Annotated in this window: 6 protein-coding genes and 3 pseudogenes; 5 read left to right on the forward strand and 4 right to left on the reverse strand. The window is 58.3% G+C overall.

Annotated elements, in window-relative coordinates:
- Window positions 1–967 precede the first annotated feature (967 nt).
- Window positions 968–1,066, reverse strand: a pseudogene (locus tag HGP14_RS35870) (ATP-dependent DNA ligase); the annotation flags it as partial.
- 171 nt (window positions 1,067–1,237) lie between these two features.
- Window positions 1,238–1,741, reverse strand: a complete 504-nt coding sequence (locus HGP14_RS35875; RefSeq protein ID WP_246704672.1) for a DUF1476 domain-containing protein — start codon at window positions 1,739–1,741, stop codon at window positions 1,238–1,240.
- Window positions 1,742–1,822: 81 nt separating this feature from the next.
- Between HGP14_RS35875 and HGP14_RS30100 the strand changes: the two genes are divergently transcribed.
- The 3 genes from HGP14_RS30100 to HGP14_RS30105 all read left to right on the forward strand — a co-directional run bounded on the left by HGP14_RS30100 (window position 1,823) and on the right by HGP14_RS30105 (window position 2,929).
- Window positions 1,823–1,981 carry a hypothetical protein gene (locus HGP14_RS30100; RefSeq protein WP_168833514.1) on the forward strand — a complete coding sequence of 53 codons (159 nt, stop codon included), beginning with the start codon at window positions 1,823–1,825 and terminating at the stop codon, window positions 1,979–1,981.
- A 387-nt stretch (window positions 1,982–2,368) separates the two neighbouring features.
- Window positions 2,369–2,497: a hypothetical protein gene (locus HGP14_RS36340; protein WP_281408141.1), complete on the forward strand. Its 129-nt coding sequence runs from the start codon at window positions 2,369–2,371 to the stop codon at window positions 2,495–2,497.
- Window positions 2,498–2,677: 180 nt separating this feature from the next.
- Complete coding sequence (locus HGP14_RS30105) at window positions 2,678–2,929, forward strand: hypothetical protein (RefSeq protein ID WP_168833515.1); 252 nt, start codon at window positions 2,678–2,680, stop codon at window positions 2,927–2,929.
- Between the two features lie 145 nt (window positions 2,930–3,074).
- Here HGP14_RS30105 and HGP14_RS30110 read toward each other — a convergent pair.
- Window positions 3,075–4,208, reverse strand: a pseudogene (locus HGP14_RS30110) (site-2 protease family protein).
- Between the two features lie 398 nt (window positions 4,209–4,606).
- Window positions 4,607–4,933 carry a DUF5335 family protein gene (locus HGP14_RS30115; protein WP_168833516.1) on the reverse strand — a complete coding sequence of 109 codons (327 nt, stop codon included), beginning with the start codon at window positions 4,931–4,933 and terminating at the stop codon, window positions 4,607–4,609.
- 553 nt (window positions 4,934–5,486) lie between these two features.
- Here HGP14_RS30115 and HGP14_RS30120 point away from each other — a divergent pair.
- The gene (locus tag HGP14_RS30120; protein WP_168833517.1) at window positions 5,487–6,509 is read left to right on the forward strand and encodes an IS110 family transposase; all 1,023 of its coding nucleotides are present in this window, start codon (window positions 5,487–5,489) and stop codon (window positions 6,507–6,509) included.
- A gap of 314 nt (window positions 6,510–6,823) precedes the next feature.
- Window positions 6,824–6,935 (forward strand): annotated as a pseudogene (locus HGP14_RS30125) (IS110 family transposase); the annotation flags it as partial.

The raw sequence follows: 6,935 nt of genomic DNA on the forward strand, positions 1-6,935 counted from the left end.
GTGACCACACCCTGCCCTTTGGCCACCGACATGATCAGGACACTTCACATCATTGGATCGCGGCGCGCAAGTATTGACGAAGCCGCCAACTTGATAAACGAACCCCAGCGTATTGATCGACGACGCTCGCCAGGTCAGATGGAACAATCCCAGCATCGCATCATTCCTCTTTCGTCAGAGAGGAGAATGAACATGACTCATGACCCTAACATTCCCCATCGCGATCCGGATCTTCGCACTACGCGGGTCGACCGCCTGCACCGCCGGTCCTGGGCGGTCTGGATCGCAGGCATTGTCTTGGTCGCTATTGCGGCTTTCGCGATTACCGAGATGATTGACGAGCCTGGCACGGACCCGTCGACGACAGGTTCAACAACGAATACTGGGTCCACCCCAGCTCCGACAAGCCCGACTGCACCGGCGCCGGCCTCCCCTCCACCAGCTCCAGCTCAGCAGTAAATACAACCCTCGCAAGAGGCCGAGCCAGAGCCGGCCTCTTGAACATCTTCGAGCAAACACCTATGCTGGTTATCAAATTTGTCTCTGACGGTTGACCACGGATGTACTGGCGGCGGTTGTCGAGACGAATCGAGGAAGGTCGGTACGAGGTTTCGTCGCGGCCTTTTTTCTTTTTCGTGAACTAGTTGATGGCCATCGTGTCGCTGTAGCGGATTTGAGGGCCGCTGGCCCCTGGTAGGCATGGATCAGCCGTGAGGCCATTTCTTGACCGGTCTTATATCCGCGGTTGTACAGACGGCGTGGAACAGCATCATCAACTCAGTCTGACCTTAGCATTATACTCCCCTCAAAGCAGGACCTAGAAGAGCATAGCGTTCGGGCTTCTTCAAGAGGAAATACAATCCGGAAGTTGCGTTTACGACACGGAACATATTCCTTAGGTTACCAGAAAATCGCAAAACTCCCGCCGAGATGGATCATACGCGCGACCACGAACGCAGATGCCAGGTTACGCAATTTCATAAACCGCCGCATTATCCTGCACCTCCCGCAGCCCCTTGTATGACGCCTGCGGTTGCTGTTCATGCGTCCAACCGCGATACTCGATACGTCGGCTGCAGCCATACAGCCTTGCGCTTGCCATCATATTCGACCGGCGGCTCTTCCGCTTCCAGGATCTTGTCCGCGCCATGTCATATGTGGCTCAGGCGGGAGCTTTCCACGTTTCAGGCAGGGCCACGAAACCTCTGAAGGAGGAGAGGATCACGCATGGCCGTGCTCAAAGCTGTTCAGCGGCCTCGACCATAAATTCGCGCATCTTTGCTGCGACGTCCTGCTCGCTGATACTGTGACCTGCCGCTTGAAGATCCGATAGAGCTTTCGAGAGAACTCCAGCGTCCCCACCACCTTTGAAGCGGGCATCAGTGATTTCATCGGCGTAACCTGCAACGTCATCCCGACCAATGAGGCCCGCGATCCACTTCGCCAAAAGCCTGTCGTGACGAGCTTTGAGCTTGATGGTCCTCTCGGCGTCCTGGAAGTATTGGTCTTCCATTCCCTTTTTGCGGTCTTCAAAATCGGCCATTATTTTCCTCCTCATTTGTGTTATGCCGTGTTTGCGGAAATTAATGGCTTCCACCGACGGGCGGGCTTTGGACCATAGGCGACATATCCAACTATCTCGAAGGTGATCTTTAAAGATCGGCAATACTTCGCCTTTGAAGTAATATAACACAGTTAAACGCTGAGTGCCCGAAATTAACTTGGTGATTGCGATGTTCATGCCGGCCGCAAAGCGCCACGCGCATGACAATGAAGCGGGGAACCCGGTGGTAGTTGTTGGAACGCCGAGGTAGAGACGGACATGCTGAACGACGGGCACACATCGGCGCTAGGCTCGAAAATCCATGAGAACCATCCGGGCGATCACAAAGACCCGAACGGCATCCGGGGCACCGACTGGGGCTGCTACGGCTTCGAGGAGAGCAAGGCAATGACGCTCTGGTATTGCCGGAAGCATTAGCCGCTGAACTATCGCGGCTGCCTCCGCATGGGAGAATGACGGGGCGATGCCGGAGGATCAGGGCGAGCCCCATGAGCTAGGACCAGAAATGTGGCTGCTGATGGGTCTGGCTATGCTTGGCGCGATGCCGGCATGATCGGCAGCTTCGCGGCGCTATTTGGACTTCTCGACTGAGGCTCACGCACAGTGCCTATTGCCCAGGAACACATTGGCCTCTAGGTTCCGAATATATGCGCGGGGGACCAGTATGAGCAAACACCGATTATCATCTCCAAGGACTGACGTTGAGGTCGGCGACGATCCCGCCTTTATCTGCTCATCCGCTGTTCCCTTTCCACATCAGCCCTCTTTTCGGCGCTGATGCTATATCTTGAGGAGAAGGGCGTCATGTCTGACGAGGACAAAAGAGCAGTCAACGAGCGCGCGCTGGAGTCAATGGAGACCGATCCCGCCGATGACGGGGGCGTAACAGAACTTGCGTGCGCGATCATGCGCCACCAGCTTCTACCGGAATAGTCGAGGGTTTAGTTCGAGCGAACTTCGGAGTACGCCACTGAACCGGAACATTGCGCAGCACTGATCGTTAACATTTGGGATCGTGTGGCGAGGCTTACTGTTTTGCCCTTCCTTGCCCTTCTGTGGAAGGCCACGCGATCCTCAAGCCCATATTGCCCCGCTTGGCGGGACTTCTGCGGTATGGCACGCCCGCTTAACGCGACCATGACAAAAACGCCCGAGGAGATCATCACTGCCGCCAAGGATGGCTCCGATCCAACAGCACGCAAGGCGGTCGACCGCTTCACAGGCTGCCTCGCTCGATTTGTCGGCGGTGTCGGGCTCTCACGTACAACGCCCGGGGCGCGATCGTCCGTCATCTGGTGCCGTTGCTGGAGCGACCATCCTTCAGACAGAGTGTCGATGCGGCACCAGCCGCAGCACAGCACCTGAGCTGCCGCAAGCTCCTGCTGCGACGCAAGAAACAACGCCGCCTGCGAGCGGCGGTCGGCTGGTGGACCCACCAAGACGAACTGACCGCAAGGTGAAAAGCCGGCGGCAAGGCGCGAACCGTGCCGTGCCTTCGTAAGATAGCACATCACTGCAGGTGCTCTTTCGAGCGCGCGTCTCTGGTATGGCCATGGGGGAGCAACGGGAAGTCACCTGGCGTTGCGGCCCGGACCAGAAGCAATTCCCCAACTGTCTTGTGGTCAATCATGCCAACGACACGGCCCTTGGCATCAACTATGGCGACAAGCGGCGTCCCGGCCCCCTGCATCTGCCGCAGGGCTTCCGCGATCGATGCCGTCTCTGCAATCTGTATGTCCAAACGCATAAGGTGCTGAACCGGCGCTTCAGCACCATGCTCGCGGAGGCCGGAGATCAACGCGTCGCGCGTCAGAACCCCTGCCAAAGTCCCGTCCTCGGCGAGGACAGGAAAATCACTTTGCGTCGTCGCAAGCAGCTTATCGACGGCTTCGGCCACAGTGGAGGGCAAACCCAGCACTTCGAATTTCGAGATCATTACGTCTTCGAGGCTGACGGTGCTCGAGAGGTCTTGTATCTCGGCGTCCTGACCTTCGCCAGCGGCGGCGAGATAGACGAAGATCGCGATCATGAGTAGCCAAGGGCTGAAGAACAAACCGGCCAGTCCAATTGCAAAGGCAATGTATTGGCCGACTGTCGCGGCAATCTGTGTAGAACGTGTCCACGATAGCTACATCGCCAGAATAGAACGCAGCACACGGCCGCCGTCCATTGGTAAAGCGGGAACCAGGTTGAAGAAAAACAGAAACAGGTTTACTCCAGCCAGCCCGACGAGAAAATCTTGCCTTGGATTTTGCGGTTGGAGCACAGCGCCAACCTCGAACCCCCCGAGTACGGCGATGATGATCAGCGCGATAGCGACATTGACGATCGGCCCGGCAACCGCGATAGCCAATTCTTGTCGCGGCTCTTTCGGAATGCGCTCGAGACGTGCCACGCCACCAATCGGCAACAACATGATATCGCGCGTCTTGATTCCATAACGTCGCGCAACCGCGATATGGCCAAACTCATGCAAGACGACACAGCCAAAAACCGCGAGAATGAAGACAACACCCGAAACCGCCGCCTCTGCGCCACCGATCCGATATTGCATCAGCCCGATCCAGGCCAGCAGCAGCACAAATGTCACATGCAAGCGGATAGCCGTTCCCGCGATCGTTCCTACTCTGAGGGACCATTCCATGCCAACTCCTCGGGACTAACCCGTCAGCAACGCAAAACTTTTCCATGCCGTCGACCCGAAACCAGTGCTGACGATGGTCTTTGAGTAACTTTTGAACTCGCCCGCCCCCTCGCCCGCCAGATTTCAGTCAGGTCGCATATCCAAAGGTTCGCACATTTGTTGCAACATTGGTCGCCGTTACAATATCCGGCGCGTTGAAATCATGCCTCAAGCGCCTCACCACGGTAAAGGTGGAGGTCACATTTCTCCCGTCAATGACCTTCAGAGCGCGGCGAAGATCGACGGATGATCGCCTTGCTTGCGCGTCAACCACCAATGCGGCGCGATGATGGAAGCCCGCCACTCCCCAAACCACGGTCTTCCCGGCCGTTGGTGCCAATCGCGATGGAAAACCGTGCTCATACCGGTGCAGATGCGACCAGAGTGAGGATCTGGTGCTGATCATCGCGATCGACGATCTCCAGGGCAAACAGCACTCCGTCATCTTCCTGCACGGAAATCGCCTTAGGCTTTTCGATGAGGTGGTCGAGGCCATCCAAAAGGATCTCTAGCGTATTTCGCTTGGGTTCATAGGTAATTCCCAGGATCGACGATGATCTCACGAGAACCTGGACGCCCAAAGCGGGGCCAACGACTTCAATTCGAACCTGCTTACCGCGAATGGTTTCGCTGAGGCGCGCGACATAGGGATGCCACTCCGCTGGTGGCAAGGTTTTACTCGCCATGTCATCTCCCTCCTTGCTTCGATGCAATGAGACTAGTACGGGGCCATGCAGGCAGCCATGATATGGATCAAGAAGCCCAGTGCGCAGGCAGGTTTTGTAGGTTGACAGGTGTGCCGCCGCCCTCTCCCCAGTCGCGCTCCCCAGCGGTGGATGAAGGCGGCGGCTTTCGCGCGCTGCGAACCTCATTTGGCGGCCGCCTGAAACGGCTCGGCCTCACGAGGCAGTGCATGAAAGCTCTGCGCGGATGGTATCGCATTGATACGGATCAAGGCACCAGCCGGTCCGGTTCGAGGAATGTCGCCGTTGCCCCGAGGAATCGGATGAATCACAGGCCAGCGAAGGACGGATCGAACCGCTTTTGCCGAGGATCATCGATCAAATGGTCCCCGACCCGATCGAAACAAAGGCGACGGAGAGTTCAAGCCAGCATAGATGGCCGCTAACCAAAGGGCTGGTATGGATCAAATGGCCTTGATGGGGTGGACGCCCCTCGACGGCATCGATGTGCCAAGGTGGTAGGCGTTAAGCTGCCACAATAGAGGAGGCGTCCACGATGGAAGTTAGCACAATTGGACTGGATTTAGCGAAGAACGTGTTTCAGGTGCATGGGGCGGATGCTGCTGGCGCTGTCGTTTTCCGCAAACAGTTACGGCGCAGCAAGGTGCGCGAGTTCTTCGCCAGGCAGCCGGCCTGCCTGGTCGCCATGGAGGCCTGCGCCAGCGCGCACTACTGGGCGCGTGAGATTGGCAAGCTCGGCCATACGGTTCGCCTCATTCCGCCAGCCTACGTAAAGCCGTTCGTGAAGCGGCAGAAGAACGATGCGGCCGACGCCGAAGCGATCTGTGAGGCGGCTCAGCGGCCGACGATGCGCTTTGTCGCCGTGAAGAGTGAGGAACAGCAGGCGAGCGCGGTCGTGTTTCGGGCCCGCGATCTCCTGGTACGGCAGCGCACGCAGACGATCAACGCTTTGCGCGGTCATCTGGCGGAATACGGGCTGGTCGTCGCCCGGGGCCCGGCTCACACCACCAAGCTCATTGAACGGGTAGAGGCTCCTTCGAGCGATCTGCCGGAAGCGGGCCGCTTGGCGCTCGACATGCTGGTCGATACGCTGCGGTCGCTGGAGCAACGGATTAAGTGCCTTGACGTCGAGATCGCACGTCGTGCTCGGGAGGATGAGGATGCTCGGCGGTTGGCAACGATTCCCGGGGTGGGGCCGGTAACCGCGGCCGCCTTGGTCGCGTTGGCGCTTGCCGCCGCAATCTTCAAAAGGGGCCGCGACTTTGCCGCCTGGCTGGGGCTGACACCGTTGGAACGCTCCACCGGCGGAAAGCAGAGGCTTGGCAAGACATCGAAGATGGGCGAGCGAACCCTGCGGCGCCTGCTGATCATCGGAGCGAGCGCCGTGGTACGTCATGCGGCCCGACGCGGCGTGCCGGAAGGATCGTGGCTCGGGCGCATGCTCACCCGTAAGCCGCGCATGCTTGTGATCGTCGCCCTTGCCAACAAGCTGGCCCGTATCGTCTGGGCGCTGTTGGCGAAGGGCGGGGTCTATAGGGCTCCGGCCATGGTGGGATAGCCTGAGGTCGTCGAGGATGTAGGAAGGTCAAACGGAGAGGTATGGCGTAACAGTCGATGGGACGAGGTCGGGGAAATCCGTTTTGCAACATGCGCAACAAGCGCGCGGCTCTGAAAGGAACCCGATCCGCGAACTCCCATACGGGCCTGCGACAACTGCAAGGTCGCATCAGAGGCCGGACAGATGTCAGCACCCGACTACGCGCAGCGCCCGCACAAAGATTTTCCTTGCATCCACCGGGGCAATGGTATGGACCCCGCCCGCCATCGGGCGCAGCCTTCACAACTCCGAAATGGACAAGAAGGAGGATTACCATGTCGATCGTTCGGATTGGTCTCGATCTAGCCAAATACGTCTTTGAGGTTCACGGCGTGGACATTCATGGCAAGGTGGTCCTGCGCAAAAGGTTGCGACGAGATGCCGTCT

Source organism: Rhizobium sp. P32RR-XVIII (assembly GCF_012641395.1).
Lineage (GTDB): Bacteria > Pseudomonadota > Alphaproteobacteria > Rhizobiales > Rhizobiaceae > Rhizobium.